At 74.1% G+C, this 26,180-nt stretch carries 28 protein-coding genes and 1 riboswitch; of the genes, 23 read left to right on the top strand and 5 right to left on the bottom strand.

The window, feature by feature from the left end:
• The first annotated feature begins 26 nt into the window (after positions 1-26).
• From HPC71_RS17890 to HPC71_RS17870, 5 genes are all read left to right on the top strand, one after another.
• Positions 27-323: a DUF3263 domain-containing protein gene (locus tag HPC71_RS17890; protein ID WP_154615400.1), complete on the top strand. Its 297-nt coding sequence runs from the start codon at positions 27-29 to the stop codon at positions 321-323.
• A 5-nt stretch (positions 324-328) separates the two neighbouring features.
• Positions 329-844, top strand: a complete 516-nt coding sequence (locus HPC71_RS17885) for a LytR C-terminal domain-containing protein (RefSeq protein ID WP_154615403.1) — start codon at positions 329-331, stop codon at positions 842-844.
• Positions 845-929: 85 nt separating this feature from the next.
• On the top strand, positions 930-1,784 hold the full coding sequence (gene otsB / locus HPC71_RS17880) for a trehalose-phosphatase (RefSeq protein ID WP_154615405.1): 855 nt from the start codon (positions 930-932) through the stop codon (positions 1,782-1,784).
• A 188-nt stretch (positions 1,785-1,972) separates the two neighbouring features.
• Positions 1,973-2,117, top strand: a riboswitch (SAM riboswitch).
• 11 nt (positions 2,118-2,128) lie between these two features.
• Positions 2,129-3,394, top strand: coding sequence for a threonine synthase (gene thrC, locus HPC71_RS17875; RefSeq protein ID WP_154615407.1), 1,266 nt, complete (start codon positions 2,129-2,131; stop codon positions 3,392-3,394).
• Between the two features lie 27 nt (positions 3,395-3,421).
• On the top strand, positions 3,422-3,697 hold the full coding sequence (locus tag HPC71_RS17870; protein ID WP_154615409.1) for a MoaD/ThiS family protein: 276 nt from the start codon (positions 3,422-3,424) through the stop codon (positions 3,695-3,697).
• Here HPC71_RS17870 and HPC71_RS21185 read toward each other — a convergent pair.
• The 3 genes from HPC71_RS21185 to HPC71_RS17855 all read right to left on the bottom strand — a co-directional run bounded on the left by HPC71_RS21185 (position 3,672) and on the right by HPC71_RS17855 (position 5,628).
• Positions 3,672-4,760, bottom strand: a complete 1,089-nt coding sequence (locus tag HPC71_RS21185) for an RNA polymerase sigma factor (RefSeq protein ID WP_321207484.1) — start codon at positions 4,758-4,760, stop codon at positions 3,672-3,674. The genes HPC71_RS17870 and HPC71_RS21185 overlap by 26 nt on opposite strands.
• 140 nt (positions 4,761-4,900) lie before the next feature.
• Positions 4,901-5,251 carry a YciI family protein gene (locus HPC71_RS17860; RefSeq protein WP_154615702.1) on the bottom strand — a complete coding sequence of 117 codons (351 nt, stop codon included), beginning with the start codon at positions 5,249-5,251 and terminating at the stop codon, positions 4,901-4,903.
• Positions 5,248-5,628, bottom strand: a complete 381-nt coding sequence (locus HPC71_RS17855) for a YciI family protein (RefSeq protein WP_154615411.1) — start codon at positions 5,626-5,628, stop codon at positions 5,248-5,250. The genes HPC71_RS17860 and HPC71_RS17855 overlap by 4 nt, the downstream gene beginning before the upstream one ends.
• Before the next feature lie 98 nt (positions 5,629-5,726).
• Here HPC71_RS17855 and HPC71_RS17850 point away from each other — a divergent pair, with 98 nt between their 5' ends.
• The 8 genes from HPC71_RS17850 (at position 5,727) to HPC71_RS17815 (ending at position 12,495) form a co-directional block, all read left to right on the top strand.
• Positions 5,727-6,560: a TylF/MycF family methyltransferase gene (locus HPC71_RS17850; RefSeq protein ID WP_216656453.1), complete on the top strand. Its 834-nt coding sequence runs from the start codon at positions 5,727-5,729 to the stop codon at positions 6,558-6,560.
• Positions 6,557-6,889, top strand: coding sequence for a hypothetical protein (locus HPC71_RS17845; protein WP_154615413.1), 333 nt, complete (start codon positions 6,557-6,559; stop codon positions 6,887-6,889). Before HPC71_RS17850 ends, HPC71_RS17845 begins: the two co-directional genes overlap by 4 nt.
• Positions 6,886-7,743, top strand: coding sequence for an ATP-grasp domain-containing protein (locus HPC71_RS17840; protein WP_154615415.1), 858 nt, complete (start codon positions 6,886-6,888; stop codon positions 7,741-7,743). Before HPC71_RS17845 ends, HPC71_RS17840 begins: the two co-directional genes overlap by 4 nt.
• 193 nt (positions 7,744-7,936) lie before the next feature.
• Complete coding sequence (gene groL / locus HPC71_RS17835) at positions 7,937-9,565, top strand: chaperonin GroEL (RefSeq protein WP_154615417.1); 1,629 nt, start codon at positions 7,937-7,939, stop codon at positions 9,563-9,565.
• A gap of 223 nt (positions 9,566-9,788) precedes the next feature.
• A complete protein-coding gene (locus HPC71_RS17830) occupies positions 9,789-10,334 on the top strand; it encodes an RNA polymerase sigma factor (RefSeq protein ID WP_253943773.1) in 546 nt (181 codons plus the stop codon).
• Positions 10,331-11,005: a hypothetical protein gene (locus HPC71_RS17825; protein ID WP_154615421.1), complete on the top strand. Its 675-nt coding sequence runs from the start codon at positions 10,331-10,333 to the stop codon at positions 11,003-11,005. Before HPC71_RS17830 ends, HPC71_RS17825 begins: the two co-directional genes overlap by 4 nt.
• A gap of 13 nt (positions 11,006-11,018) precedes the next feature.
• Positions 11,019-11,549 carry a nucleotidyltransferase family protein gene (locus HPC71_RS17820; protein WP_154615423.1) on the top strand — a complete coding sequence of 177 codons (531 nt, stop codon included), beginning with the start codon at positions 11,019-11,021 and terminating at the stop codon, positions 11,547-11,549.
• Between the two features lie 7 nt (positions 11,550-11,556).
• Positions 11,557-12,495 (top strand): aminoglycoside phosphotransferase family protein, encoded by a 939-nt coding sequence (locus tag HPC71_RS17815; RefSeq protein WP_171897004.1) that lies wholly within the window; start codon positions 11,557-11,559, stop codon positions 12,493-12,495.
• Here the strand turns inward: HPC71_RS17815 and HPC71_RS17810 are convergent.
• Positions 12,467-12,748, bottom strand: coding sequence for a DUF3253 domain-containing protein (locus HPC71_RS17810; protein WP_171897003.1), 282 nt, complete (start codon positions 12,746-12,748; stop codon positions 12,467-12,469). The genes HPC71_RS17815 and HPC71_RS17810 overlap by 29 nt on opposite strands.
• A 51-nt stretch (positions 12,749-12,799) precedes the next feature.
• Here HPC71_RS17810 and HPC71_RS17805 point away from each other — a divergent pair, with 51 nt between their 5' ends.
• The 6 genes from HPC71_RS17805 (at position 12,800) to HPC71_RS17780 (ending at position 19,430) form a co-directional block, all read left to right on the top strand.
• Positions 12,800-13,699 (top strand): AAA family ATPase, encoded by a 900-nt coding sequence (locus HPC71_RS17805; protein WP_154615427.1) that lies wholly within the window; start codon positions 12,800-12,802, stop codon positions 13,697-13,699.
• Positions 13,696-14,829, top strand: a complete 1,134-nt coding sequence (locus HPC71_RS17800) for a vWA domain-containing protein (RefSeq protein WP_253943772.1) — start codon at positions 13,696-13,698, stop codon at positions 14,827-14,829. Before HPC71_RS17805 ends, HPC71_RS17800 begins: the two co-directional genes overlap by 4 nt.
• A complete protein-coding gene (locus tag HPC71_RS17795) occupies positions 14,822-15,976 on the top strand; it encodes an XdhC family protein (RefSeq protein WP_171897002.1) in 1,155 nt (384 codons plus the stop codon). The genes HPC71_RS17800 and HPC71_RS17795 overlap by 8 nt, the downstream gene beginning before the upstream one ends.
• Complete coding sequence (locus HPC71_RS17790) at positions 15,973-17,049, top strand: alpha/beta hydrolase family protein (RefSeq protein WP_171897001.1); 1,077 nt, start codon at positions 15,973-15,975, stop codon at positions 17,047-17,049. Before HPC71_RS17795 ends, HPC71_RS17790 begins: the two co-directional genes overlap by 4 nt.
• A gap of 34 nt (positions 17,050-17,083) precedes the next feature.
• Complete coding sequence (locus HPC71_RS17785; RefSeq protein WP_154615429.1) at positions 17,084-18,307, top strand: sigma-54-dependent transcriptional regulator family protein; 1,224 nt, start codon at positions 17,084-17,086, stop codon at positions 18,305-18,307.
• A 118-nt stretch (positions 18,308-18,425) separates the two neighbouring features.
• A complete protein-coding gene (locus tag HPC71_RS17780) occupies positions 18,426-19,430 on the top strand; it encodes an alpha/beta hydrolase (protein WP_216656452.1) in 1,005 nt (334 codons plus the stop codon).
• A gap of 490 nt (positions 19,431-19,920) precedes the next feature.
• Here the strand turns inward: HPC71_RS17780 and HPC71_RS17775 are convergent, their stop codons facing one another.
• Positions 19,921-21,186, bottom strand: a complete 1,266-nt coding sequence (locus HPC71_RS17775) for an HNH endonuclease signature motif containing protein (RefSeq protein ID WP_154615431.1) — start codon at positions 21,184-21,186, stop codon at positions 19,921-19,923.
• Between the two features lie 323 nt (positions 21,187-21,509).
• Here HPC71_RS17775 and HPC71_RS17770 point away from each other — a divergent pair, with 323 nt between their 5' ends.
• The 4 genes from HPC71_RS17770 to HPC71_RS17755 are packed head-to-tail and all read left to right on the top strand — an operon-like array spanning position 21,510 to position 26,153.
• Positions 21,510-21,998: a (2Fe-2S)-binding protein gene (locus tag HPC71_RS17770; protein WP_154615433.1), complete on the top strand. Its 489-nt coding sequence runs from the start codon at positions 21,510-21,512 to the stop codon at positions 21,996-21,998.
• Positions 21,995-24,520, top strand: coding sequence for a xanthine dehydrogenase family protein molybdopterin-binding subunit (locus tag HPC71_RS17765; RefSeq protein ID WP_154615435.1), 2,526 nt, complete (start codon positions 21,995-21,997; stop codon positions 24,518-24,520). The genes HPC71_RS17770 and HPC71_RS17765 overlap by 4 nt, the downstream gene beginning before the upstream one ends.
• Positions 24,517-25,377 carry an FAD binding domain-containing protein gene (locus tag HPC71_RS17760; protein ID WP_171897000.1) on the top strand — a complete coding sequence of 287 codons (861 nt, stop codon included), beginning with the start codon at positions 24,517-24,519 and terminating at the stop codon, positions 25,375-25,377. Before HPC71_RS17765 ends, HPC71_RS17760 begins: the two co-directional genes overlap by 4 nt.
• A complete protein-coding gene (locus HPC71_RS17755; protein WP_154615437.1) occupies positions 25,377-26,153 on the top strand; it encodes an SRPBCC family protein in 777 nt (258 codons plus the stop codon). Before HPC71_RS17760 ends, HPC71_RS17755 begins: the two co-directional genes overlap by 1 nt.
• The last annotated feature ends 27 nt before the right edge of the window (positions 26,154-26,180 follow it).

Raw genomic sequence — 26,180 nt, 5'->3', positions numbered from 1 at the left:
AACGACCAGCTCCCGGGAGACTGCGCATGGACGCCGCGAACGCCCTCGACGGCCACGAGGCCGGGGCCACGCCGAGCCTGAGCGACCGCGACCGAGAGATCCTCGAGTTCGAGCGCCAGTGGTGGAAGTACGCCGGCGCGAAGGAGACCGCGGTCCGCGAGAAGTTCGACATGAGCTCGACGCGCTACTACCAGGTCCTCAACGCCCTCATCGACCGTCCCGAGGCGCTCGAGGCCGACCCGCTGCTCGTCCGCCGCCTGCGCCGGCTCCGGTCCCAGCGGCAGCGCCAGCGCTCGGCCCGCCGCCTCGGCTTCGAGGTCTGAGCGCGATGGCCACCCGGCTCTCCGCCCGCCACCGCGACCAGCGCGGCTTCGTCTTCCCCTCGCCGGTGGTGATGCTCAGCATCATCGCGGTGGCGATGGCCGGCATCGCCTTCGTCGCCACCCGCGGCGGCGAGCCGACCGAGCGCGAGATCACCACGATCTCGGCCAAGGAGACGCCCAGCGCCGCGCCCAGCACGCCGGCGGCCGGGCCGACCAAGAAGCCCAAGCCCGCCAAGCCCCCGGTCAAGCGCTCGGAGGTCTACGTCGAGGTCTACAACAACTCCGGCATCACCGGGCTCGCCGGCACCGTCTCGGACCGCGCCGGCCAGGCCGGCTGGCAGGTCGTCGGCTCCGACAACTGGGTCGGCACCATCCCCGCCTCGACCGTCTACTACCCCCGGCGCCTCGAGCGTGCCGCGAAGCTGCTCGCGCTCGACCTCGGCATCGACCGCACGATGCCGGCCGTCGACCCGATGCGGCTCGACCGGCTCACCGTCATCCTCACGGGCCCGCTGGACTGACCTGCGCCTGACCTGCGCCTGACCTGCGCGCGGCCGTGACCGGCCCCACGTGCGGGCGCCGGCTCGGTCTGGGAACCTGGGGGGCATGGAGTTCACCTCCGCCGAGGGAGAGCAGAAGTACGCCGCGCTGGTGCGCGCCGCCGACCGCGCCGTGATCGGCCTCGACTTCGACGGCACCCTCTCGCCGATCGTCGACGACCCCACGCGGGCGCACATCCACCCCGACGCCCCCGAGGTCCTCGTCGACCTCGCCCAGGTCGTCGCCGCGGTCGCGGTCGTCACCGGCCGGCCCGCCCGCCAGGCCCTCGACCTCGGCGGGCTCGAGGAGGTCGGCAACGCGATCGGCGAGGCCGGCAAGGAGCTCTACCTGTTCGGCCAGTACGGCAACGAGCGGTGGTCCTCCACCCGCCGCCGCATCGTCTCCCCGCGCCCGCCGCACGGGCTCGCGACGTTCCTCCGCGACCTGCCTCGCGCGCTGCGTCGCGCCGACGCCGCCGACGCCTGGGTCGAGGACAAGGGCCTCGCGCACGCCGTGCACACCCGCCGCCTCCCCGACCCCGAGGGCGCCTTCGAGCGGCTGCTGCCGGTGCTGCGCGACCTCGCCGCCCGCAACGGGCTGGTCCTCGAGCCGGGCCGCAACGTGATCGAGGTCCGCGCCCCCGGCATGGACAAGGGCAAGGCCGTCGACACCCTCGCCGCCGAGGTCGGGGCCGGTGGGTTCCTCTTCGCCGGCGACGACCTCGGCGACCTCGAGGCCTTCGACGCCGTCACCGCCCTCGGCAAGGACGGCATGCCCACCCTGCTCGTCTGCTCGGCCTCCGACGAGGTCAGCGCGCTCGTCGACCGCGCCGACGTCGTCGTCCACGGCCCCGAGGGCGTCCTCGGGCTCCTCCGCCGCCTCACCGCCGACGCCCGCGCCGCCGACGCCCGCTCGCGGTAGTCCTGCCCCGGAAGCGGTCGTATCCCACCTATAGGTGGGATACGACCGCTTCTGGGGCGAAATATTGCCCCAGAAGCGGGTGCGTACCACCTAAAGGTGGGACGCGCGCCCCACCGCCCACGCCCCCACGTGTCCACATCGCGGGACCCGGTTTCACGGGTTGGGACGGGGGACGTACTGTTCTGCCCAGCTCATCCAGAGGGACAGAGGGAACGGCCCTGTGAAGTCCCGGCAACCGCCAACGCGCCTCCGCCCCCGGTGAAACCGGGACGGTCGTCGGTAACGGTGCCAATTCCGCCCGGCACGACCGTCGTGACCCGGGGAAGATGAGAAGGAGGTCGGTCATGAGCGCTGCCGTTGTCGAGAAGTCCCGGATCCGCGAGGGGGCCTTCGGGAACGCCCGAGCCCTGGTGTGTCGCGAGTGCGGCACCGAGGTCGAGCTGGGCCCCCACTACGCGTGCACCGAGTGCTTCGGTCCGCTGGAGGTCGCCTACGACTTCCCGCAGGTCACCCGCGAGGAGATCGAGGCCGGGCCGCGCAACATCTGGCGCTACAAGGCGCTGCTGCCGGTCCCGACCGACATCGAGACCAGCCCCAACACCGAGCCGGGCTACACCCGCCTGCTCGAGGCGAGGAACCTCGCCGCCGAGCTCGGCCTGGCCAAGCTGTGGGTCAAGGACGACTCGACCAACCCCACCAACTCCTTCAAGGACCGCGTGGTCGCCTGCGCGCTGAGCGCGGCGCGCGAGCTGGACGCCAAGGTCTTCGCCTGTCCGAGCACCGGCAACCTCGCCAACGCGGTCGCCGCGGCCGGCGCCCGCGCCGGCATCAAGACCGTGGTGTTCATCCCGAGCAACCTCGAGCACCCCAAGCAGGTCAACTCCGCGGTCTTCACCGACTCCCTGGTCGCCGTCGACGGCAACTACGACGACGTCAACAAGCTCGCCTCGGAGATCGCCGGCGAGGAGGAGGGCTGGGCGTTCGTCAACGTCAACGTCCGCCCCTTCTACGCCGAGGGCTCCAAGACGCTCGGCTACGAGATCGCCGAGCAGCTCGGCTGGCGGCTGCCGGACCAGATCGTCATCCCCGTCGCGAGCGGCTCGCAGCTGACCAAGGTGCACAAGGCCTTCCAGGAGCTGATCACCCTCGGCCTGGTCGAGGACAAGCCCTACAAGGTGTACGGCGCGCAGGCGGCCGGCTGCTCGCCGGTCTCGGTCGCCTACAAGGCCGGCGTCGACGCGATCCGCCCGGTCAAGCCCGACACCATCGCCAAGAGCCTGGCCATCGGCAACCCCGCCGACGGCATCTACGTCCTCGACGTCTGCCGGCAGACCGGCGGCGCGGTCGAGGACATCACCGACGACGAGGTCCGCGAGGCCATCGTGCTGCTGGCCCGCACCGAGGGGATCTTCACCGAGACCGCCGGCGGCACCACGGTCGGCGTGCTGAAGAAGCTCGTCGAGTCCGGCCAGCTCGACCCCGAGCTCGAGACCGTCGTCATCAACACCGGCCACGGCCTGAAGACCCTCGACGCGGTCTCCGGCTCGGTCGGGCCAGTCGCCACCATCGCCCCGACGTACGCCGCCTTCGCCGCCACCGGCCTGGCCTGAGCGCCCCCGAGCCCCAGGAGCACCCGCATGCCCGTCTCCGTCCGCATCCCGACCATCCTGCGCACCTACACCGACGGCGCCTCCGAGGTGACGGCCACCGGCAGCACGCTCGCGGAGGTGCTCGAGGACCTCGACGCCAGCTACGCCGGCATCAAGGGGCGCATCCTCGACGACAACGGCGCGCTGCGCCGGTTCGTCAACGTCTACGTCGGCAACGAGGACGTCCGCTTCCTCGACGACCTCGCCACCCCGACGCCCGACGGCGCCCAGGTCTCGGTCATCCCGGCGGTCGCGGGCGGCTGAGCCGCTCGCGGCGGGCGAGCAGGTGGGTGCGCTCGGCGTCGTTGCGGCACAGCGCGAGGGCGGCGTCGTACGCCGTGCGCGCCTCGTCCGTGCGGCCCGCACGCGCGAGCAGCTCGGCCCGCGCCGCGGGCAGCCGGTGACCGGGCAGCGCGACGCCCTCGAGCTCGCGCAGCCCCGCCGCGGGGCCGTCGGCCTCGGCGACCGCCACCGCCCGGTTGAGCCGGACGACGGGGGAGTCGGCCAGGGCGAGCAGCTCGTCGTAGCGCGCGACCACCCGGTGCCAGGCCGTCTGCTCGGCGCTCGGCGCGATCGCGTGCTCGGCGGCGACGAGCGCCTGCAGCAGGTACGGCGCCGGCGGAGCGCTCACCAGGGGCCGCAGCAGGTCGAGCGCCTCGAGCACCTCGTCGTGGTGCCAGCGTCCGCGGTCCTGGTCGGGGAGCAGGACGAGCCGGCCGTCGCGGACCCGGGCGTCGCGGCGGGAGTGCTGCAGCAGCAGGAGCGCCAGCAGGGCGTCGAGCTCCGCGGTCGGTGTGCCGGCCGGGAGGACGTCGCGGAGCACGCGCACCAGGCGCACCGCCTCGCCCGCGACGTCCGCGCGGAGGACGTCGGCCCCCGAGCCGGGGGCGTAGCCGGTGGTGAACGCCAGGTAGGCGACGTCGGCCACGACGGCCACGCGGTCGGCCAGCTCGGCCGCCGGTGGGACCTCGAACCGCTCGCCGGCCAGCCGCTTGCGCGCCCGCGTCAGCCGCGCGGCCATCGTCGCCTTCGGCACGAGGAAGAGTCGGGCGACGTCCCCGGTCGGGACGCCCAGGACCAGGCGCAGCGTCAGCGCCGCGGCGGCCTCGCGGGACAGCGAGGGGTGGGCGCACAGGAGCACCAGCCGCAGCCGCTCGTCCACCAGCACCTCCCCGGCGTCGGCCACCACCCGCTGCGCGGTGGCGGTGAGCTCGGCCTCGACCACCAGCAGCGGCTCCTTGCGCACCGCGACCTCCTCGGCGCGCAGCCGGTCGAGCACCCGGCGCCGGGCGGCGGTCAGCAGCCAGGCCGCCGGGTTGCCCGGCACGCCGTCGACCGGCCAGGTGCGGGCCGCGGCCTCGAAGGCGTCGGCCAGGCCGTCCTCGGCGAGGTCCAGACGGCGGAACCGCGCGACGAGCAGCGCCAGCAGCCGGCCCCAGTCGTCGCGCAGCGCCTGCTCGAGCGGGGTCAGAGATCGACCTCGACGACCGGCCGGACCTCCACGGTGTACTCCCGGGGCAGCAGCGCGGCCAGCTCGACGGCGGCGTCGTGGGAGTCCACGTCGACGAGGTAGAAGCCGCCGAGCTGCTCGACGGTCTCCGCGAACGGTCCCTCGGTGACGGGGCGGTCCGCGCCCGGGCGGACCGTCCGCGCCGCCTCGGGGCGGTCCAGGGCCTCGCCGGCCAGGATCGTCCCGCGCGCCCGCACCGCCTCGTCGAAGGCCTGGAAGTCGGCGACCACCCGGTCCCGGTGCGCCGGCGGGGCCGACTCCCAGCTGTCGAAGTGGTCCGCCTCGGCCATCAGCAGCAGGAACCTCATGCCGCACCGCCCGTCGCGTCCGGGCCGGCGGCGATCGTGGCCCGCACCTCGACGGCCTCCCCGGGCGCCACGAGGAGCCCGCAGACGTCGAGCAGGTCCTCGAGGTCGTCGCTCTCGACGAGGTAGAACCCGCTGAGCTGCTCGACGGTCTCGGCGTACGGCCCGTCGGTGACCACGGTCCCGCCCGCCCCGTCGGAGCGCACCGTCCGCGCGCCCCGGGAGTGCGCGAGCTCGGCGCCGCCGGTGATCCGGTGCCCGCGCCCCTCCAGCAGCCGGGAGAACTCCGCGTGCCGGGCGTAGGTCGCGGCGCGTTCCTCCTCGCTCGCGGCCTCCCAGACGGATTCGTCCCCGGGCAGCAGCACGACGTACTCGGTCATGGTTCCTCCTTCGATCGGTGAGTGTTCCACCTCCATGACGCGCAGACCGGCCCTCGATCGACACGACGGCACCGGTGCCGTCCCCTAGGGTCGGCGCCGTGACCACCCCCGTGACCACTCCCGCGACCGACCTCTACCTCGACCTGATGGCCAAGATGCTCACCCGCTACGGGTTCGAGGGGCGCAACGTGACGGTCAAGCTGCCGTCGCGGTCCTACGAGTCCTACCTGTGGGACCTCGTGGTGCGCTCGCTGAAGGGTCGCGACGTCCGCATGGTCGAGGCCGGCCACTTCGACGCCGGGCGGCGCGAGGAGGGCCGGGACTGGCCCGCCGACGCCGAGACGATGATCGGGATGAAGCGGCTGGCCAACGTGCGGGCCTGCGTGGAGAGCGTCATCGCCGACGGCGTACCGGGGGACCTCATCGAGACCGGCGCGTGGCGCGGCGGGTCGTGCATCTACATGCGCGCGGTCCTCAAGGCGTACGGCGAGACCGGCCGGACCGTGTGGGTCGCGGACTCCTTCGCGGGGCTGCCCGCCCCCGACGGGCGGTTCGAGGCCGACGCCGGCGACCAGCACCACACGCGCGACGAGCTCGCCATCTCGGTGGACCAGGTGAAGGAGAACTTCCGCCGCTACGACCTGCTCGACGGGCAGGTCCGCTTCCTCCAGGGCTGGTTCAGCGACACCCTGCCGACCGCGCCGATCGAGAACCTGGCGGTGCTGCGGCTCGACGGCGACATGTACTCCTCGACGATGGACGCCCTCGACGCCCTCTACGACAAGGTCTCGCCCGGCGGGTACGTCATCGTCGACGACTACGGCGCGGTGCCGGCCTGCGCGGAGGCGATCCACGACTTCCGCGACGCCCGCGGCATCAGCGACCCCATCGAGACCATCGACTGGGCCGGCGTGTTCTGGAGGAAGTCGTGAGCGGCCAGCAGCAGCAGCAGCGTCAGCAGCCCGCCGTCGACGCCGGCCTGCGCCGGCTGGAGACCGAGCTCAAGGCGGCCCGCCGGTTCGGTGCGAAGGCGACCAAGCAGATGCACACCGCCGTCGCCGCCGACCTCGACCGCGCCCTGCGCCGCGCCCGCCGGGCCGAGCAGCGCGCGGCCGACGCCGAGGCCCGGGCGACCCGGGCCGAGCGCCGCGTCCGCCGGCTCGAGCGCGAGCTGGCCGAGGTCCGCTCGAGCGCGACGTGGCGCGCCGGCCGCGCCGTCGTCGCCGTGCCCGGGCGGCTCAAGCGCCTGACCGGACGATGAGCGAGGTCCTCCTCGCGACCTTCTGCCTGCTGCCCGACGGTGAGCCCGGGGGCGGGCTGCTCGTCGACGCGCTGGCCGAGCGCGGGGTCGCGGCGCGGTGGGTCGTCTGGGACGACGCGGGTGTCGACTGGGCCGCCGCCGATCTGGTCGTGGTTCGCTCGACGTGGGACTACCAGCGCCGGTACGCCGAGTTCCTGGCGTGGGCGCGCGGCGTCGAGAAGGAGACCACGCTGCTGCACGGCTCCGACGTCCTGGCCTGGAACGCCGACAAGTCCTACCTCCTCGAGCTCGCCGCGGACGTCCCCGTCGTGCCGACCGCGCTGCTCGAGGACCGCGGCCTGGTCGAGGGGCTGGCCGCCGCGCTGGAGCGGTGGGGCACCGTCGTGGTCAAACCGCGCACCGGCGCCGGCGGGGTCGGCGTGGTCGTGGTCGAGCGCACCGACGACCTGCGGCTCGAGGGCCTGGTCGCCGGCCCCTGGGTGGTGCAGCCCCTGGTGGAGTCGGTGCGCACGACCGGGGAGTCCTCGATGTGGGTGCTCGACGGCGAGGTGGTCGGCCAGGTCGACAAGCGGCCGGCCGGCGGCGAGGTGCGGGTCCACGAGCTGTACGGCGGCACCTCGGCCGCCGTGCCGGTCGACCCGGCCCGCGCGGAGCTGGCCCGGGCGGCCGTGGCCGCGGCTGCCCGCCGGCTCGGCTCCCCGCCGGCGTACGCCCGGGTCGACCTGGTGCTGCTCGAGGGCGGCTGGGCGGTCGGCGAGCTGGAGCTGATCGAGCCGGGTCTCTACCTCGACCTCGCGCCGGAGCTGGCCGGACCGTTCGCGGACACGGTCGTCTCCGCCCTCGGCAGGGGCTGAGCGTTCTTGCACTCGCCAGGGTCGAGTGCTAAACATGGGACTTGGCACTCTCGCCATGAGAGTGACAACCGGATCGGTGCCAGCTGAGGTCCGACGCGCCGGCGAGAAAGGGTTCGCCGGGTCGCGGGACCGTCCGTCGCGGGCAGCCCACCGAGCCGGATCCGCAACTTCCAGCGTGAGGAACCGCAGGAACATGCCCAAGCTGATTGCATTCAACGAGGAGGCCCGGCGCGGCCTGGAGCGTGGCATGAACACGCTCGCCGACGCCGTCAAGGTCACGCTCGGTCCCAAGGGCCGCAACGTCGTCCTCGAGAAGAAGTGGGGCGCCCCCACGATCACCAACGACGGTGTCAGCATCGCCAAGGAGATCGAGCTCGAGGACCCCTACGAGAAGATCGGCGCCGAGCTGGTCAAGGAGGTCGCGAAGAAGACCGACGACGTCGCCGGTGACGGCACGACGACGGCGACCGTCCTCGCTCAGGCGATGGTCCGCGAGGGCCTGCGCAACGTCGCGGCCGGCGCGAACCCGATGGGCCTCAAGCGCGGCATCGAGGCGGCCGTGACGGTCGTGTCCGAGCAGCTGCTGGCGATGGCCAAGGACGTCGAGACCAAGGAGCAGATCGCTTCGACGGCCTCGATCTCCGCCGCTGACCCCACGGTCGGCGAGATCATCGCCGAGGCGATGGACAAGGTCGGCAAGGAAGGCGTCATCACCGTCGAGGAGTCGAACACCTTCGGGCTCGACCTCGAGCTCACCGAGGGCATGCGCTTCGACAAGGGCTACATCTCGGCGTACTTCGTGACCGACCCCGAGCGCATGGAGACGGTCCTCGAGGACCCCTACATCCTCATCGCGAACCAGAAGGTCTCGAACGTCAAGGACCTGCTGCCGATCCTCGAGAAGGTCATGCAGTCGGGCAAGCCGCTCGTCATCCTGGCCGAGGACGTCGACGGCGAGGCGCTCTCGACCCTGGTCGTGAACAAGATCCGCGGCACCTTCAAGTCCGTCGCCGTCAAGGCTCCGGGCTTCGGCGACCGCCGCAAGGCCATGCTGCAGGACATCGCGATCCTCACCGGCGGCCAGGTCATCTCCGAGGAGGTCGGCCTCAAGCTCGAGACCACCGGCATCGAGCTCCTCGGCCAGGCCCGCAAGGTCGTCATCACCAAGGACGAGACCACCATCGTCGAGGGTGCTGGTGACGCCGACCAGATCGCCGGTCGCGTCAACCAGATCCGCGCGGAGATCGAGAAGTCCGACTCCGACTACGACCGCGAGAAGCTCCAGGAGCGCCTCGCCAAGCTGGCCGGCGGCGTGGCCGTCATCAAGGTCGGCGCGGCCACCGAGGTCGAGCTCAAGGAGCGCAAGCACCGCATCGAGGACGCCGTTCGCAACGCGAAGGCGGCCGTCGAGGAGGGCATCGTCGCCGGCGGTGGCGTCGCGCTCGTCCAGGCTGCGGCCATCGCGTTCGACAAGCTGGACCTGTCGGGCGACGAGGCCGTCGGCGCCAACATCGTCCGCGTCGCCACCTCGGCCCCGCTCAAGCAGATCGCGATCAACGCCGGTCTCGAGGGTGGCGTCGTGGCGGAGAAGGTCGCGAACCTGGAGGCCGGTCACGGCCTCAACGCGGCCACCGGCGAGTACGTCGACATGATCGCCGAGGGCATCATCGACCCGGCCAAGGTGACCCGCTCGGCGCTGCAGAACGCGGCGTCCATCGCGGCCCTGTTCCTCACCACCGAGGTCGTCGTCGCCGACAAGCCGGAGAAGGCCGCCCCCATGGGTGGCGACCCGACCGGCGGCATGGGCGGCATGGACTTCTGATCTGAGGATCAGGAGCCACCGCTCCACCAGCACCACCAGCAGGGCCCCCGCTCCGGCGGGGGCCCTGCTGTCGTTCGTGGGGTCGTTCGTGGGGTCGTTCGTGGGGTCGTGCCGGACTGTTCATCAAGGTATGCAGACGAACCCGCACTTCCCGGGTGAGCTCGCACGGGGGAGTGAGGACTGGCCTGCATCCCTTGATGAAGCGCCGTGCGAGGGTGGGGCCGTGGCGGGCGAGGAGCAGGACCGGAGGGCGCGGTTCGAGGCGATGGCGCCGGCGCTGGTCGAGCCGCTGCGGCGGTTCCTCGCGCGACGTACCGATCCCGCCACGGCCGACGACGTGCTCTCCGAGACGTTGCTGGTGTGCTGGCGGCGGCTGGAGGAGGTGCCGGCCGAGCCGCTGCCCTGGGCGTACGGCGTCGCGCGGAACGCCCTGGCCAACGCCGAGCGCAGCGCGCGCCGCCAGCGCCGGGTGGCGGCGAAGGTGGCCGTCCTCGACCCACCCGCACAGGCGACGACCGGGCCGGGGGAGGGCGAGGGCGACGTGCCGCTCGACGAGGCGCTGGCCGCGCTGCGCCCCGACGAGGCCGAGCTGCTGCGGCTGTGGGCCTGGGAGCAGCTGGGTCCTAGCGAGATCGCGACCGTGCTCGGGCTGACGCCCAACGCGGTGAGCATCCGCCTGCACCGGGCCCGGCAGAAGCTGCGCGAGGAGCTGCGAAAGATCGACGCCGCTGCCGGACATGAGGGGTCGAGAGGGAGGAGCAGGCCATGAGCGGACCCGACGAGCCGTCGTACGACGACGACCCGCAGCTGCGCGAGCGGCTGCGCGCGGCCGACCCGGCCGCCTCCCTCCCCCCGGCCGAGCCCGACCGGGTGGCCCGACTCCTGGAGGCAGCGATGAGCACCACCGACCACGACACCACCGGCTCCGGCAGCCACGCCGGCCCCGAGGCGCCCCGCACCCGACGCTCCCCGCTGACCTGGATCGCGGCCGCGGCGGCCGTGCTGGTCGTCGGTGGCGTCGCCCTGACCGCCACGATGGGCGGCGACGACGAGGAGACCCCCACCGCCGGCGGTGGCGGCGCCGAGGAGACCCCGGCCGTGCTGACCCTGGCCGCCCCGGCGGCGCAGCAGAGCCGCTGCATGGTGCCCAACGCCGAGGTGCTCGCGGCCCAGGAGGTCGCCTTCCTCGGCACCGTCGAGGAGCTCGCCGACGACACCGTCGTGCTGGAGGTCGACGAGCAGTACGCCGGCACCGAGGCCGACGAGGTCCGGGTGGAGTCCCCGCCGGAGCAGATGCAGCTGCTCGCCGGCGCGGTCGACTTCCGCGAGGGCGAGCAGTACCTCGTCTCGGCCACCGACGGCCGGGTCACCGTCTGCGGCTTCAGCGGACCGGCGACCGGCGAGCTGCAGACGCTGTACTCCCAGGCGTTCGGCGAGTAGGGGACCGACGCTGATGCTGCACGGGATCGTCCTCGCGGCCGGCGCGGGCCGCCGGATGGGCACCCCCAAGGCGCTCGTCGAGGACTGGCTGGCCCGCGCGGTCCGGCTGCTCGACGCCGGCGGCTGCGACCGGGTCACCGTCGTCCTGGGCGCCCGCGCCGAGGACGCGGTGGCGCTCCTGCCGCCGGGCACGGCCCACGTCGTCGCCGCGGACTGGGCCAGCGGCATGTCCGCCTCGCTCCGGGCCGGCCTCGCCGCGGCCGACCCCGCCGCGGACGCCGCCCTCGTGACGCTGGTCGACCTGCCCGACCTGGTGCCCGAGGTCGTCCGGCGGGTCGCCGCGCACGCCGCCCCCGACGCGCTGGCCCGCGCGGCGTACGACGGCGTCCCCGGCCACCCCGTGCTGCTCGGCCGCGACCACTGGCCCGGCGTGCTGGCCGAGACCGGCGGGGACCGCGGCGCGAAGGGCTACCTCGCGAGCCACGACGTCACGCCGGTCGAGTGCGGCGACCTCGCCACCGGCGTGGACGTCGACTCCCGGTGACGGCCCCGTGACTGCCCAGCGCGTCCGGCTCCAGCCGCTCACCCGGGCCCGGGTCGCCTCGCTGGGTGACGCCGGCGCGGCGTGGGTCGCCGGCCTGCCGCGCGTGCTCGACGACCTGGCGGAGCGGTGGGGGCTGACCTGGGGCCGCCCCCTGCCCGGCGGCAGCGCGTCGTACGTCGCCGGCGCGACGACCGCCGCGGGCGAGCCGCGCGTGGTCAAGGTGCCCGTGCCCGACGCGGACCTGGCCGACGAGCCGCGGACCCTCCGCGCGGCGGCGGGCCGCGGGTACGTCCGGCTCCACGACCACGACCCCGCCAGCCGGGCGCTGCTGCTCGAGGCGCTCGGCCCGTCGCTGGAGCAGACGGCCTGGGAGCCCGAGCGCACGCTCGCCGTCCTCGCCGACACGCTCCGCGAGGCCTGGCACGTCCCGCTCGCGACCGCCCCGGAGGTCGTTGCCGGCGAGGACAAGGCCAGCACGCTGGCCCGGCTCCTGGTCGACCTCGACGACCGGCTCGGCCGGCCGCTGGCGCCGCGGGTGCGGACCCACGCGCTGGCGTGCGCCGAGCGGCGGGCGGCCGCCCACGACCCGGAGCGCTGCGTGGTGGTCCACGGCGACCCGCACCCGGCCAACGTGCTGCGCGTGCGCGAGGAGCGGGCAGGCGCCCCGGGCGGCTTCGTGCTCGTCGACCCCGACGGCTTCCGTGCCGACCCGGCCTACGACCTCGGGGTCACCCTGCGGGAGTGGACCGGGCGGCTGCGCGGCCCCGACGCGCCGCAGGTGCTCGGCCGCTACGCCGACCTGCTGGCCGAGCGCACGGGGCTGGACCGGACGGCGATCTGGGAGTGGGGCTTCCTCGAGCGGGTCACCACCGGCCTCTACGTCACCTCGTTCGGCGCGGCGAAGGTCGGCCGCACCTTCATCGAGAGCGCGGAGCGGCTCGTCTGATCCGGACCGGCCCGCGCGCGGTGGGCAGGTCGACGACCTCCCCGCGCTGGGTCACCTCGACCTCGCCGGCCTCGACGAGCCGCTGGGCGGCCTGCCGGGCGGGCTCCATCAGGTCGCGCCAGCCCTCGGTTTCCGGGCCGGACCACACGGCGCGCGCCGCGTCGGAGGGGCAGATCGTCCTCCCCTCCTCGCGCTGGGCCAGCAGGTCGAGGATCGTGCGCTCGAGCCGGGCGCCCACGTCCTCCGCGTCCACGAGGGCCAGTCAACCAACCGGCCCCCAACAGCCTCGTCGTAGCCTCGGGGCATGACCGCCGTCACCCCGCAGCTGCTCGACCTCGGCGACGTGACGGAGCGGCTGGGGGAGACCGGTTACCTGGTCGACCCCGAGCTCGCCACCGTCACCTTCCTCGCCCTGCGGATGGGCCGGCCGCTGCTGCTCGAGGGCGAGCCCGGCACCGGCAAGACCGCGCTGGCCGAGGCGATCGCCGAGGCGTTGGACCTGCCGCTGGTGCGGCTGCAGTGCTACGAGGGGATCGACGCCACCCAGGCGCTCTACGACTGGGACTTCCCCCGCCAGGTCCTCCACCTGCGCGCGCTCGAGGCCGCGGGCGGCGCGGCCGCGGCCGGCGGGCTGGAGGAGGCCGAGAAGAGCCTGTACGACGAGCGGTTCCTGCTCGCGCGCCCGGTGCTGGCCGCGCTCCAGCAGAGCCCGGCCGTGCTGCTCGTCGACGAGGTCGACCGCGCCGACGACGAGTTCGAGGCGTTCCTGCTCGAGGTGCTCTCCACCTACCAGGTGACGATCCCGGAGCTCGGCACCGTGCGGGCCGCGACGCCGCCGATCGTCGTGCTGACCTCCAACCGCACCCGCGAGCTGCACGACGCGCTCAAGCGGCGCTGCCTCTACCACTGGATCGACCACCCGGCGCTGGAGCGCGAGGTCGCGATCGTCCGCTCGCGCGCCCCCGAGGTCGCCGAGTCGCTGACCCGCCAGGTCGTCGAGGTCGTGCAGGGACTGCGCGCCGACACCGGCCTGGTCAAGCCGCCGGGCGTCGCGGAGACCCTCGACTGGGCCCGCGCGCTGCACCACCTCGGCACCACCGACCTCGACCTCGCGACGGCTGCGGCGAGCCTCGGGGCGCTGGTGAAGTACCGCGAGGACGCCGACCGCGTCCGTGTCGCCCTCGACCGGATGCTCGCGCCGTGACCGTCCTCCAGGACCTCCAGGAGGAGACCCTGCACGGGGCCGACGAGGTGCTCCTCGGCTTCACCCGCGCGCTCCGGGCCGCCGGCGTCGCGGTCACCCCCGACCGCGCTCAGCAGTACCTCGCGGCGGTCGCGCTCCTCGGCCCCACCGAGGACGGCACCCGCGCCGCCGGCCGCGCCACCCTGTGCGCCGGCCCGGCGGACCTCGCCCGGCACGAGCAGGTGTTCGCGGCGTACTTCGACCACCGCACCGGCCTGCCCCGGCCCCGGCCGGCGGCGCCGGCCACGACGTCGTACGCCTCGATGCCGGAGGCCGAGGCCGCCGGTGGCGACGGCGGGCCGGAGGAGGCCGACGTGGTGCGGGCGATGGCCAGCGACGCCGAGGTGCTGCGCCACCGCGACGTCGCCGGCCTCTCCCCGGCCGAGCGGGCCCGCCTCACCGCGCTCTTCGCGACCTTGCGCCCGCGCGCCCCGCACCGCCGCAGCGCGCGGCACCGGGCCTGGCGCCGCGGCGAGGTCGACGCCGCCCGCACGCTGCGGGCCAGCCTGCGGCGGATGGGCGAGCCCGCCGAGGTCGTCCACCGGCGCCGCGCCACGCGGCCGCGCCGGGTGGTGCTGCTGGTCGACGTGTCCGGCTCGATGAGCGGGTACGCCGACGCGCTGCTGCGCCTCGCGCACCGGTTCACCCAGGCCGCGCCCGGCTCGGTCGAGACGTTCACGCTCGGCACCCGGCTCACCCACCTGACCCGCGCGCTGCGGCTGCGCGACCCCGAGCAGGCGATCGTCGCCGCCGGCGCCACCGTCCCGGACTGGTCGGGCGGCACGCGGCTGGGGGAGAACCTGCACACCTTCCTCACCCGCTGGGGCCGCCGCGGGATGGCCCGCGGCGCGGTGGTCGTGGTCTTCAGCGACGGGTGGGAGCGCGGCGACTGCACCCTGCTCGCCGAGCAGGCCGAAGGACTCGCCCGGGTCGCGCACCGGCTGGTGTGGGTCAACCCGCACCGCGGGAAGGCCGGCTACGAGCCGGTCCAGCAGGGGGTCGTCGCGGTGCTGCCGCACGTCGACGACTTCGTCGCCGGGCACTCGCTCGCGACGTACGCCGAGGTCGTGGAGGTGGTCGCCGGTGCGTGAGGTCCTGCCCGAGCTGATGGCGTGGTGGGAGGCCGGCGAGGAGGTCGGCGTCGGCACCGTCGTCGCCACCTTCCGCTCCGCACCCCGCCCACCGGGCGCATCGATGCTGGTCGGCCCGGACGGCACGGCCGTCGGGTCGGTCTCCGGCGGCTGCGTGGAGGGCGCGGTCTACGACCTCGCCCAGACCGTCGTGGAGTCCGGCGCACCGGTGCTGGAGCGCTACGGCGTCTCCGACGACGACGCGTTCGCCGTCGGGCTGACCTGCGGCGGGATCCTCGACGTGTACGTCGAGAAGGTCTCGCGCACGACCTTCCCCGAGCTGGCCGAGGTCGCCGCGGACCTCGAGGCGGGCCGGCCGGTCGCCGTCGCCACCGTCATCGAGCACCCCGACCCCGACCGGGTCGGCCGGCGGGTGCTGCTGCGGCCCGACGCGCCGGCGGGCTCGTCGTCGGGCTCGTCGTCGGGCTCGTCGTCGGGCTCGTCGTTGGGCTCGCCCCGCGCCGACGACGCGGTCCGCGACGACGCGCTGGGCCTGCTCGCCGCCGGCACGAGCGGGGTGCTGACCTACGGGCCCGACGGCGAGCGGCGCGGGGAGGGGATGCGCGTCTTCGTGTGGGCCTTCGCCCCGAAGCCGCGGATGCTCGTCTTCGGCGCCATCGACTTCGCCGCCGCGGTCGCCCGGGTGGGGGCGTTCCTCGGCTACCACGTGACCGTGTGCGACGCCCGGCCCGTCTTCGCCACCGCGACCCGCTTCCCCCACGCCGACGAGGTGGTCGTGGACTGGCCGCACCGCTACCTCCGCGCCGAGCAGCAGGCCGGCCGGATCGACGGCCGGACGGTCGTCACGGTGCTGACCCACGACCCGAAGTTCGACGTCCCGTTGCTGGAGGTGGCGCTGCGGCTGCCCGAGGTCGCCTACATCGGGGCGATGGGCTCGCGGCGCACCCACGACGACCGGATGGAGCGGCTGCGCGAGGCCGGCGTGACCGAGACCGAGCTGGCCCGCCTGCGCAGCCCGATCGGGCTCGACCTCGGCGCCCGGACGCCGGAGGAGACCGCGGTCAGCATCGCCGCCGAGATCATCGCCGGGCGCTGGGGCGGGTCCGGGGAGCCGCTCGCGCGGACCGAGGGGCGCATCCACCGGTGAGGCGGCTCGTCGCGCTCGCGCTGGCCACCGCGCTGTCGGTGCCGCTCGCGGCGTGCAGCGACGAGCCGGTGCACGACCCCGCCGGCGGACCCACCGAGACCACCCCGCCGGCCAGCCCGGTGCCGTCCTCGGCCGACCCGTCGGCCACCCCGTCGGGGGACCCGTCCGCCTCGGGGAGCGCGGACCCGCAGGCGCTGCCGCCGGTGCGCCACCGGGTCTCCCTGCCCGCGCTGATGCGCGAGGACGTGCGGGCCGGGCGGCTGCGGCGCACCGAGCCGCTGGCGAGCACCGCCCGCTGGCGCAGCTGGACGGCGACGTACACCGTCGACGGCGCGACCGTCTCCGGCGAGCTGCTCGTGCCGCGCGGGCGCGGGCCGTTCCCGGCGGTGGTGCTCAACCACGGCTACATCGACCCGGCGATCTACACCCTCGGGCGCGGGCTGTCGCGGGAGCAGGAGTGGCTGGCCGCGGCCGGCTTCGTCGTGCTGCACACCGACTACCGCGGCCACGCCGGCTCCGACCCGGTCGGCGACGTCGACCGCGAGAGCCGGCTCGCCTACACCCGCGACGCGATCGGGGCGGTCAAGGCGCTCGAGCAGGAGCCGTACGTCGACGACGACCGGCTCGCGATGCTCGGCCGCTCGATGGGCGGCGGGGTCACCCTCAACGCGCTGGTCGCCGAGCCGGGGCTGGTCGACGCCGCGGTCGTCTTCGCCTCGGTCAGCTCGCGCTTCGTCGACAACATCCGGCAGTTCACCGAGCCGAACCGGCCCGAGGAGCTGGCCCGCTACTACGACCGCTTCGGCACCCCGGAGGAGAGCCCGCGCTTCTACCGCGACCTGTCCTCGCGCACCTTCTTCGACCGGGTCACCGAGCCGGTGCTCATGCTGCACGGCTCCGCCGACGACACCTGCCCGGTCGCGTGGTCGCGACAGACCCACGGGCTGCTGCGCGAGGCGGGCGCCGACGCGGAGCTGGAGGTCTACGCGGGGGAGGGGCACGCCTTCGGGCCGCGGTTCGCCGACTCGATGCGCCGGACCTTGGAGTTCCTGAGAGTTCACCTGCGACTGTGACCGCGATCACCGCGTCGGTGCTACGGTCCGCCGCATGGGCGTCGGTGAGCTGGAGGACCGCCGACGCGAGGCCGTGCGCGCGTGGACGTCGTTCGTCGAGCACGGCGACGCACCCGGCGCCGTACGGCCCGAGATCCTGCGCAGCTGGGGCCGCTCGACCGCCGTCGGCACCGACGTGACCGAGGCGCCGCTGGCCGACGAGGGGGAGACCGCCGGGCGGTGGCGCGACTCGCCCCTCCAGGTCGCGGTCGAGCGGGTCGAGGCCGAGCTGCGGCGCACCGCCGAGGACGGCGACCTCGTCGTCGCCGTCACCGACCCCGACACCCGCATCCTGTGGACCTACGGCGGCCGGATGATGCGCCGCAAGGCGGAGTCGGTGAACTTCGTGGCCGGCGGGCGCTGGGACGACCGCTCGGTCGGCACCAACGCCCTCGACCTCGCCAACCGGCTCGGGGCGCCGGCGATGGTCTTCAGCGCCGAGCACTACGCCCCGATCGTGCACAACTGGGTCTGCTGGGCCGCGCCCGTGCACGACCCGGTCACCGGCGCGCAGCTCGGCGTCATCGACCTGTCGACGACGTGGGACCGCACCCACCCGATCGGGCTGGCGACCGCGCGGGTGATGGCCCGGCTCATCGAGACCGCGATGCCGCGCTCGCGCACCCACGGCGGGCTGCTGGAGGAGACCCGCGACCCGGGCCTGGTGATGACCCTGCTCGGCACCGCCGAGACCCGGCTCGACGGGCAGCGGCTGCTGCTCAACCGGCGGCAGACCGAGATCCTCGCCCTGCTCGCGATGCACCCCGAGGGGCTCTCGCTCGAGCAGCTGCACGCGCTGGTCTACGGCGACCAGGCGGTCACCTTCTCCACCCTCAAGGCCGAGGTCTCCCACCTGCGCGCCGCCCTCGGCGGCCAGCTCTCCTCGCGGCCCTACCGGCTGCTGATGCCGGTCGCCACCGACGTCGAGCACGTGCTCTCGCTGCTGCGCCGCGGCGAGGTGGCCGCGGCGGTCGACGCCTACCGCGGCGACCTGCTGCCGGGCACCAACAGCCCCGCGCTCCACGAGCTCGCCGAGTACGTCGCCGTCGCGCTGCGCGAGGCGCTGCTCGCCGACCCGCAGCCCGATGCGGTCGTGCGGTACGGCGAGCTGGCGCCGTACGACGTCGAGGTGCTCGAGACCTGCCTGGCCCGGCTCGAAGGAACCGCCCACCCGGCCGTGCCGCTCCTCAAGGGCCGGCTGGCCGTCGCCCGCTCCTGATCTCCCCAGCCACCACCCACCACCCACATCCGCCGAGTCGGCAGTTCTGGCGTGCCGAGTCGGCAGTTCTGGTCCATCGAGTCGGCACTTCTGGACGGTCGACCGCTAGCGTCGGAGGGTGACCTCGCGCCTGCTGCCGCTCGCCCCCATCACCTTCGGCGCCGCCGCCGTCGGTGCCGTCCTGGGCCGCGCCCGGGCGGTCCGCGACGTGCCGCGCGCCATGCGGACCCCCATGCTCTGGGCGCCGATCGCGATCGCGAACCCGGCCCTCCTGTCGGTGGCTCGCCGCGTCTACGGCCGGGCGACCCCGCCGGTCGACGGGGTCGAGGTCACCGTCCACGACCTGCCGGACGGCGCCTCGGTGCGGGTCCACGTGCCGACGAGCGGCCGTCCCACCCCGAGCGGCGCGCTCGTCTGGATCCACGGCGGCGGCACGATCATGGGCACCGCGGCGCAGGACGACCGGCTGTGCAGCGAGCTCGCGCGCGACGTCGGTCTCGTCGTCGCGAACGTCGACTACCGGATCGCCCCCGAGCATCCCTTCCCCGCGGCGCTGGACGACTGCGCCGCCGCGCTGGCCTGGCTGCGCGAGCACGCCGCCGACCTCGGCGTCGACGTCTCGCGGGTCGCCGTCGGGGGCGCCAGCGCCGGTGGCCTCCTGGCTGCTTCCCTGGCGCAGCAGGCGACCGACGAGGGCGTGCCGGTCGCCCTCCAGCTGCTCGTCTACCCGATGCTCGACGACCGCACCGTGCTCCGCTCCGAGCACGGCGGCCGCGGCCGGTTCATGTGGACGCCGCCGTCGAACCGGTTCGCCTGGACCTCCTACCTCGGCCACGAGCCCACCACCGACGGCGAGGACCGGCCGTACGCCGTCCCCGCTCGCCGCACCGACCTCGCCGGCCTGCCGCCCGCCTGGATCGGCGTCGGCGACCTCGACCTGTTCCACGACGAGGACCTCGAGTACGCCGCCCGCCTCCGCGCCGCCGGCGTCGACTGCGACGTCCACGTCGAGCCGGGGATGTACCACGCCGCCGACGTCGACCACGCCGACACGACCCCCGGCACCGCCCGCTTCCGCGCCGCCGCCCGGGCCGCGCTGCGTCGGGCGGTCGGCTCGGACTGAGCCTGCGGGTCGATCGGCGACCATCGGCTGCTGGCGGTGGTGCGGGCGCGTCCGGAGGCGGCGGGTGGTGCGGTGTAGGAGGACTTTGAGAATGACGTGGTTGCGCGCCGTCGTGGTCGAGGCACCTGGGCGCGGCTGCTTCTCGGCTCGCGGTTGGCGGGGGTCGACCGCTGTGGTTGCGGTGGTCGAGGGGTGTGCCCTGCGTCCCGTTGGTCGAGCAGCGAGCCCTGGTGGCCACCCGTTGGTCGAGCAGCGAGCCCTGGCGAGCGTGTCGAGGCCCGGTGAGGTGCGCAGGGCCTCGGGGTGGTCGTCCGGCTGCCGGGTGGTGCGTTGTTGAAGGACTTTGAGAAGGACGTGGTTGCGCGCCGCTGGGGTGCGGGTGTTTGGGCGCGGTTGCTTCTCGGCTCGCGGCAGGTGGGGGTCGACCGTTGTGGTTGCGGTGGTCGAGGGATCGGACTGCGGGGTGGGCCTGGTCCGTCGGCTGGTCGGTCTATGTCCGCCGGTGGAAGGCGACCCGCCCGTCGGGGAGGTGGGTGGTCTCGAAGGCGGGGTCGTGGATGCGGGCGTGGTGCCTCGGGCAGAGGTTGCGCGCGTTGGCGAGATCCGTCTTGCCGCCGTGGGACCAGGGTTGGTCGTGGTGGGCGTGGCAGAGGTGGGCGGGCCAGTCGCAGCCCTGGGCGGTGCAGGTGGGCTGTTTCAGGTTGATCCCGCGTCGCTGAGCCCCGGAGAACAGTCGGGTCTTGCGGCCGAGGTCCAGCAGCTCGGACTTCGAGCCGAGGACGGCCGGGATCAGTCCCGCTTCGCAGGCCAGCCGTCGGGCGGTGGCAGCGGAGATCACGCTCCCGTCGTCGAGCACTCCCGGCGCGAGCCCGCCGACCAGTGAGTCGAGGTCGATGGTGACGACGACGGTGGCGTTGAGGCCGCCGAGCTTGGGGACCTGGTCGGCGGGGAGGTGTTCGAGGAGCTCGCAGAACGCGTCCCCCATCCGTTCCGGGGAGGGTCGCCGCTCGATCTGCTCGTTCTCGGCGTCAGCCTCTTTGGTGGCGGCTTGGTGCTTGGGTGCGGCGTACGCGAGGAGGGTCTTGTGGAGCATCGCGGCGTGGAGCTCGGGGATGGAGAACTTCCCGCGGACCGAGCCCTTCCCGTCGGGGCACATGGTCAGCCACGCACCCGCACGGGCTTCACGCTCCTCGCGCTCCAGGGCACGGGCGTCGCGGGCCTCGCCGATCTCGGGGGCGACGACGGTGAGGACGTGCTTGGCGAGCACCGCCAGTGTCTTGGGGTCGAGGTGCTGAGCCTCCGCGAGGAGGTGCTGCTCGGCGCGGGCCGAGACGGTGGGGTCCTCCAGGTCGTCGGGGAGCCGGTCCACACAGGAGGTGATCACCCGGGCGTGGTCGACGCTGATCGCGCCCTCGACCAGCGCGGCCGAGGTCGGCTCGTGCCGGTCGAGGGACTCCGCGAGCCGGGCCCGGCCCTTCGCGACCCGACGCTCCTGCCGGGTGCGGTGGGCCCACCACGAGGCCGTGTCGGTCGCCCCGGCTCGCTCGCCGGCATGCCGCCGCTCAGCCTCGGCGACCAGCCGGAGTGCGAGCGCATCGGCCTGCGCGCGGAGCTTCTCGGCCTCGGAGAGGGTGGTTTCGACGTCCTCGTCCGACATCGACCACAGCTCTGCGGTCGCCGCTGCGCGGGTCTTCTTCCGGGACTTCGCGACAGCACGACACACGGTGTGTGCGTGGTGTCTCGAGTCCTTGGCCATGGGTCTACTCAAGCACCGACCACCGACAGTCAAAGCGCTGTTTCCCCAGGTCAGACCGCATGTTGAGACGAAACTCCGCCGAGTTTCGGAGCCGTCCCGCTGCCCCACTGCGGCGCACCCACCGCGAGCCGGGAGGCGACCGCGACCGCGTCTACCTCTCCCATAGCTGCCTCCACCGCAACCACCCACCACCCGCAGGCCGCAGTCGGGCCCCCGGGCCTCTCGACGCCCAGCGGGAGGGCCGCGAGGCCGGACCAACGATCACCCAACCAACCCCTCCTACCGTGAGCCGGGTCACACCCGGCGCACCCCCGAGGAGAGTCATGGTCCGGATCAACCTCACCGTCGACGGCGCGAAGGTCGCCGACGATGTCGAGCCGCGCATGCTGCTCGTGCAGTACCTGCGCGAGAAGCTCGGCAAGACCGGCACGGTCGTCGGTTGCGACACCAGCAACTGCGGGGCGTGCACCGTGCACCTGGACGGCACGAGCGTGAAGTCGTGCAACGTCCTGGCCGTGCAGGCCGACGGCGGTGAGGTGACGACGATCGAGGGCCTGGCGAGCAACGGGGAGCTGCACCCGGTGCAGGAGGCGTTCCGCGAGTGCCACGGCCTCCAGTGCGGCTACTGCACGCCGGGGATGATCATGCAGAGCGTCGACCTGCTCAAGGAGAACCCGAACCCCTCCGAGGAGGAGATCCGGCTCGGCCTCGAGGGCAACCTGTGCCGCTGCACCGGCTACCACAACATCGTCAAGGCCGTGCAGCACGCGGCCGGCCAGACCGCCGGCCAGGCCGAGGCGGTGCAGGCATGACCGCCACCGAGGCCCGCCCGGAGGCCGAGGCGGAGGCTCCCGACCGCGAGATCGGCAAGGAGCGGCGCCGCAAGGAGGACCAGCGGCTGATCACCGGCCGCACCCGCTGGACCGACAACATCCAGCTCCCCGGCATGCTCCACCTCGCGATGGTGCGCAGCCCCTTCGCCCACGCCCGGATCACGAGCATCGACACCGCCGAGGCCAAGCAGAGCCCGAACGTCGTCGACGTCGTGAGCGGCCAGGACCTCGCCGAGACCCAGGGCGTGCTCATCAACGCCTGGCCGATCACGCCGGACCAGAAGACCCCGACCCACCTCCCGGTCGCGATCGACCGGGTCGCCTTCGCCGGGGAGATCGTCGCCGTCGTGGTCGCCCGCAGCGCTGCGGAGGCGCGCGACGCCGCCGAGCTCGTCGACGTGGAGTACGACGAGCTGCCGGCCGCCCTGGACCTCAAGGAGGCCGCGGCCGCCGATGCCGACAACGGCGGGGCGCTCGCCCACCCCGACCTCGGCACCAACAAGTCGGCGTACTGGGTCTTCGACTCCGCCGAGGCCGGCACCGGCGGCAACGTCGACGAGGCGATCGCCCAGGCCCGGGCGAACGGCGGGATCGTGCTGGAGCGGGAGTACCGCCAGCAGCGCCTCATCCCCGCCTTCATGGAGCCCCGCTCGACCGTCGTGGACCCCACCGGCGAGCAGCTGACGGTGTGGTCGGCGACCCAGATCCCGCACATCCTGCGCTACGCGTTGGCCGCGACGACCGGCATCCCGGAGTCCAAGCTGCGCGTGATCGCCCCGGACGTCGGCGGCGGCTTCGGCGGCAAGCTGCAGACCACCCCCGAGGAGTGGGTCACCGTCGCCCTGGCCCGCCGCACCGGCAAGCCGGTGAAGTACACCGAGACCCGCAGCGAGTCGCTGATGGCCGGCCACCACGGCCGCGACCAGTGGCAGAAGCTCACCCTCGCCGCCGACCGGGAGGGCAACGTCACCGGCCTCAAGGTCGAGCTCCTGGCCGACCTCGGCGCCTACGTCTCGCTCGTCGGCGGCGGCGTGCCGGTGCTGGGCGCCTTCATGTTCAACGCGATCTACAAGTTCCCCGCCTACCACTTCGCGGTGCAGACGGTCCTGACCAACAAGACCTGGACCGACGCCTACCGCGGCGCCGGCCGGCCGGAGGCGACGTTCGCGATCGAGCGGCTGATGACCGAGCTCGCGGCCGAGGTCGGGGTCGACCCGCTGGAGATCCGCGAGCGCAACTGGATCAAGCACGAGGAGTTCCCGTTCACCACGGTGGCGGGCCTGGAGTACGACTCGGGCAACTACGAGGCCGCCACGGCGCGCGCCAAGGAGATGTTCGGGTACGACGAGCTGCGGGCCGAGCAGCGCCGCCGTCGCGAGTCCGGCGACCCGGTCCAGCTCGGCATCGGCGTCTCGACCTTCACCGAGATGTGCGGGCTGGCGCCGAGCCGCGTGCTCGGCCAGCTCGACTACGGCGCGGGTGGCTGGGAGCACGCGAGCGTGCGGATGCTGGCCACCGGCAAGGTCGAGGTCGTCACCGGCGCGAGCGCCCACGGCCAGGGCCACGAGACGGCGTTCAGCCAGATCGTCGCCGACCGGCTCGGGGTGCCCTTCGAGGACGTCGAGGTGCTGCACGGCGACACCCAGATCTCCCACAAGGGCCTGGACACCTACGGCTCGCGCTCGCTGGTCGTCGGCGGCGAGGCGTTGGTCAAGGCCACCGACAAGGTCGTGGAGAAGGCCCGGGTGGTCGCCGCGCACATGCTCGAGGCCTCGGCCGACGACCTGGAGTTCAGCGGTGGCCGGTTCGCGGTCCGCGGCACCCTCCAGGGCGTCGCCATCCAGGAGATCGCCGGTGCGGTCTTCGCCGCGCACGACCTGCCCGACGGGATGGAGCCCTCGCTCGACTCCGACGCGACGTACGACCCGGTGAACTTCAACTACCCGCACGGCACCCACCTGTGCGCGATGGAGGTCGACACCGAGACCGGCGCGCTGAGGATGCGCAAGTACGTGTGCGTCGACGACATCGGCAACGTCATCAACCCGCTCATCGTCTCCGGGCAGGTCCACGGCGGCCTGGTCCAGGGCATCGCGCAGGCGCTGTGGGAGGAGGCGGTGTACGACGACGCCGGGACGCTGGTCTCCGGCTCCTTCGTCGACTACCTGCTGCCCACCGCGGCGGACACGATCAGCTTCGAGGTCGACCACACCACGACCCCGTCGCTGACCAACACCTTGGGCACCAAGGGCGTCGGGGAGGCCGGCACGATCGCCTCGACCCCCGCGGTCGTCAACGCCGTCGTCGACGCGGTGCGTCACCTCGGCATCGACGACATCCGGATGCCGTGCACGCCCGAACGGGTCTGGCGCGCCATCCAGGACGCCGGCACCGGCGCCGAGCCGACCACCGGCGCGGCGGCTCCGCACTTCGACGCATCCACCGGCATGGAGGGCACCACCGACCGCACGGCCGGCGCCCAGGACGGAGCCCAGCAGTGATCCCCGCACAGTTCGACTACCTCGCCCCGACCACGGTCGAGGAGGCGCTCGCCGCGCTCGCCCAGCACGGCGACGAGGCGAAGATCCTCGCCGGTGGGCAGAGCCTGCTCCCGGTGCTGCGGATGCGGCTCAACGCCCCGGAGATGGTCATCGACCTCGGCCGGATCCCCGCGCTGCGCGGGGTCCGCGACGAGGGCGACGCCATCGTGGTCGGTGCGATGACGCCCCACTCGGTCGTCGGCTCCGACCCGGTGGTCGCCGAGCACGCCGCGCTGGTGAGCAAGGCCGTCGAGCACCTCGCCGACGCCCAGATCCGCCACCGCGGGACCTTCGGCGGGGCGCTGGCCCACGCCGACCCGGCCGGCGACCTCGGCGCCCCGACGCTGGCGCTCGGCGCCGAGTTCCTCGTCCAGGGGCCTGCCGGCACCCGCACGGTGCCGGCCGAGGAGTTCTTCGTCGACCTCTTCGAGACCGCGATCGGCGAGGACGAGATCCTCACCGGGGTCCGCCTGCCCAAGCACACCGGCTGGGGCGCGCACTACGAGAAGTTCGTCCGCGTGGCCCACCAGTGGCCGATCGTCGCGGTCGCCGCGGCGGTGCGGGTCGAGGGGGGCACGATCGCCGAGGCCCGGATCGGGTTGACCAACATGGGCAACACCCCGCTGCGCGCCCGCGCCGTGGAGGAGGCTCTCGCCGGTCAGCCCGCCACCGAGGAGGCCGTCCGCGCGGCCGCCGCGCAGGCCGCGGAGGGCACCCACCCGCCCTCGGACCTCAACGGCGACGCCGACTACCGTCGGCACCTCGCGACGGTCCTCACCCGGCGGGCCGTCCTCACGGCAGCAGGAGCAGGCGGCTGATGGACCTCCGGCACGAGTTCACCGTCCCCACCGGGGTCGAGGAGACCTGGGCGCACTTCAACGACATCGCCTCGGTCGCCGAGTGCTTCCCCGGCGCGGTCGTCACCGGCGTCGAGGACGACACGTTCACCGGCACCGTCAAGGTCAAGCTCGGCCCGATCGCGCTCGTGTACGGCGGCTCCGGGACGTTCGTGGACAAGGACGAGTCGGCGCACTCCTTCGTCGTGGAGGCCAAGGGCAAGGACAAGCGCGGCAACGGCACGGCCGGCGCGACCGTCACGCTCACCATGGCCGAGGCGGCGGGCGGCGCGACCGACGTCGTCGTGGTCACCGACCTGGCGATCACCGGCAAGCCGGCGCAGTTCGGCCGCGGCGTCATGCAGGACGTCTCGGACAAGTTGCTCGGCCAGTTCGTCGCCTGCCTCGAGCAGCGGCTCTCCGCCGGGCCGGAGCCGGAGCCCGAGCCCGAGCCGGAGGCCGCGAGCGCGCCCGCCGCGACCCCGGCAGCGACCCCGGCAGCGACCCCGGCAGCGACCCCGCCGGCCGACACGGTCGCCGCGGACGAGGTGACGCCGGTCGTGGCCGAGACCGGACCCGCGCCGGCCGCCCCGCGGCCCGCACCCGCGGTCGGGGCCGGCCCGGGCGGTGGCAACGACGCGCTCGACCTCGGGGCGTCGGTCCTGCCGGTGCTGCTGAAGTCCTACGGCAAGCAGGTCGGCATCGGCCTGCTGGTCGTGCTGGTGCTCGTGCTGCTGCGGCGGCGCCGGCACCACTGAGCCAGGCCCCGGACCACCGCGGGCGTC

Source organism: Nocardioides marmotae (genome assembly GCF_013177455.1).
Taxonomy (GTDB): Bacteria; Actinomycetota; Actinomycetes; order Propionibacteriales; family Nocardioidaceae; genus Nocardioides; species Nocardioides marmotae.
Note: the sequence above shows the minus strand (reverse complement) of the source record. Positions and strands in the feature narration are given on the sequence as shown.